This is a genomic window from Cellulomonas septica, from assembly GCF_012396155.1.
Lineage (GTDB): Bacteria > Actinomycetota > Actinomycetes > Actinomycetales > Cellulomonadaceae > Cellulomonas > Cellulomonas septica.
In genome coordinates, this window is the sequence record NZ_JAAXOY010000572.1 from 1 (window position 1) to 2,326 (window position 2,326).

General features: G+C 76.3%; 3 protein-coding genes. All 3 read right to left on the reverse strand.

Annotated elements, in window-relative coordinates:
- On the reverse strand, window positions 1–355 hold a 355-nt coding region (locus tag HGA02_RS16685), incomplete at its 3' end, for a hypothetical protein (RefSeq protein WP_210728715.1).
- A 95-nt stretch (window positions 356–450) separates the two neighbouring features.
- Window positions 451–966, reverse strand: coding sequence for a mycothiol transferase (locus tag HGA02_RS16690; protein WP_168680255.1), 516 nt, complete (start codon window positions 964–966; stop codon window positions 451–453).
- 99 nt (window positions 967–1,065) lie between these two features.
- The gene (locus tag HGA02_RS16695) at window positions 1,066–2,145 is read right to left on the reverse strand and encodes a winged helix DNA-binding domain-containing protein (RefSeq protein WP_168680257.1); all 1,080 of its coding nucleotides are present in this window, start codon (window positions 2,143–2,145) and stop codon (window positions 1,066–1,068) included.
- Window positions 2,146–2,326 lie beyond the last annotated feature (181 nt).

The following is a 2,326-nucleotide window of genomic DNA, read 5'->3' on the forward strand; positions in this document are numbered from 1 at the left end:
CCTCCCCGTCCTCGACGACGAGGTGCCGGAACCGGTCGCCGGCCTGCTGCCGGCGGCGGGCCAGCAGCGGCTCGAGCGCCGCCAGGACGGCCGTGTCGACGTCAGGGGCGGTGACGATGCCCCACCCGACCGAGGCGAGGTCCTCGGCGTCGAAGCCGACCGTCACCCCGAGGTGCCGCTCGTCGGCCTGGCTCCGCCGCCGCAGCCGCCGCTCGTCGCCACCCCCCGGCACGGGTGCGTCCCGCAGCGCGGCCGCGAGGTCGCCGAGCGCGGTCGGAGGGGTCAGGTACGTGCCGGTCGCGACGTCGAGCCCGTCGACGACGAGCAGGTCGTCCGGGCCCACGGGATCGTCCACGGCGCACCTCCCCGCTGCGGGTGCCCACGTCCGCTCGTCACGCTAGGGCGACGGCGTGGGACGCGGGAAGGTGCGCTCGCGGATCTCACCCGCCGTCAGGCGCCGGAGCTGCGCTCCCAGAGGCCGCGCACGTAGGCGGCCTGGCCGGCGTGCTGCACGTCGTCGTCGACGATGCTGACGAGCCGGACGCCGAGCGTCACGGGCGGGTCCCAGGAATCGTCGACGACCTTGTCGAGGTCGTCCGGCTGAAGGCGCTCGAGGTAGGCGACGGTCTGCGCGGCGACCTCGTCGTAGTAGCCGAGCAGCAGGTCGCCGGGCACGTCGACCGCGGCCACGTCGTCGGGCGACTGCCCGTACCCGGTCGCCCGGGCGGTGAACGGCAGCCCGAACCGCTCGGCCCAGCCACGGCCCGTCCACACCTGCTCGACGCCCGCGACGTGCGCGATCTGCGCGTCCTGCCCCCGGGCCGCGTGCCACACGAGCCACGCGATCGAGTTCGCACCCGGGTCGGGCCGGTACGTCAGGGCCTCGGGCGGCAGCCCGTCGACCGTGCCGTGCAGCACGGGTCCGACGCGGCCCAGGGCCTCGACGAGCAGGTCGGCGACGTCCATGCGTCCTCCTCGATGGGTCGCACGGGCGGCGACCGACCCGTTCGACGGTAGCCACGACGCCGGTGGGCCGCCCGCCCAGGCGTCGACGCGCGCCCAGGCTCAGGCGTCCCAGTCGACGCGGACCGGCAGGCCCGCGAAGCGCGCGTACGACGCGAACGCCGTCTCGACGGCGGCCCGCTCGGGGGCGGTGAGGGCGCGTGCCGGGCGCGGCTGCGCGACGACCCCGTCCCGCGCGACCACGCGTCGCCACCACCCGACGACCTGCCCGTCGACCAGCAGCGGCGCGATCACCATGTTCGAGCCGGGCGGTGCGATGCTCAGCCCGGCGACGTTGGTGACGAACCGACTCGCGGTGTACGCGACGCCGTACTCGTCGTAGCCCTGCAGCACGTGCGCGGTCGGCGAGGGCTCGGGCACGGGTGCCGGCCCGGGCGCGGACCAGAGCCGCACCCCGTCGACCTCGTCCTCGACGAGCTCGCCCGCGCACAGCGCGATCGCGCGCCGGACCTGCGTGAGCGTGAGCGTCGCCCACCACGCCAGGTCCTTCTCGGCCGCGGGCCCGTGCCCGGTGAAGAACCGCCGGGTGAGCTCCGCGAGCGCGTCGTCTCCCCGCAGGTCCGGCCCCTCGGCGACGCGCCCGTCGACCAGCGCGTACGTCTGCTGCGTGCCGCGCACCGCGCCGCTCGCGATCACGGCGTCGAGCTCGAGCCGCATGAGCAGGTACGCCAGCCGCAGGCCGGACGCCTCGACACCGGAGCGCGCGAGGACGTCGCCGAGCTCCCCGCGCGTCAGGTGCTCACCTCCGCGCAGCGCCGCCGTGACGGCCCGGTGCGTGCGCGCGACCGCGTCGTCGTCGATGCCGACCTGCCGGTCGACGGACCGGTTGACCTGCTGCACGCGCGGGCCGGTCAGCGCCTGGACCCAGCGCAGGTCCTCGGCCGCGAGGTAGTGCCACGTCGCCCGCAGCGCGTGCGTGCGGACGATGCGCCCGTCGTCGAGGGCCGCCAGGACGGTCGCGTCGTCGGCGCCGCTGCGCATGCCGAGCGACCAGCGCGACATCGGCACCTCCTGCGCCTGCGACGCTCCTAGGTGGCGGACCACGGCGACGGGGTCAGGCAGCGGCGGTCCCGACAGGTGCTGGCGGTGGAGGCGGCGGTGGGCGACCTCGACGGCGTCCATGCTCCGGATCCTAGGCGCGACCTGGGTGTTCCCCGTGCGGTCACGCGGCGTCGACCGACCGGACATGCGGGGGCCAACCGGACGCGGTCGACTGGCCGTCATGCGAACCCGCCGCGCTGTCGCGCTCGCTCTCGTCGCCGTGTCCGCCGCGCTCGGCGGCACGGTCGCCGCCTCGCTCCCC

What these genes read in the sequence shown, in the direction of transcription:
- HGA02_RS16690 (WP_168680255.1), bottom strand. Translation starts at nt 966, where the DNA reads ATGGACGTCGCCGACCTGCTCGTCGAGGCCCTGGGCCGCGTCGGACCC.
- HGA02_RS16695 (WP_168680257.1), bottom strand. Translation starts at nt 2,145, where the DNA reads ATGGACGCCGTCGAGGTCGCCCACCGCCGCCTCCACCGCCAGCACCTG.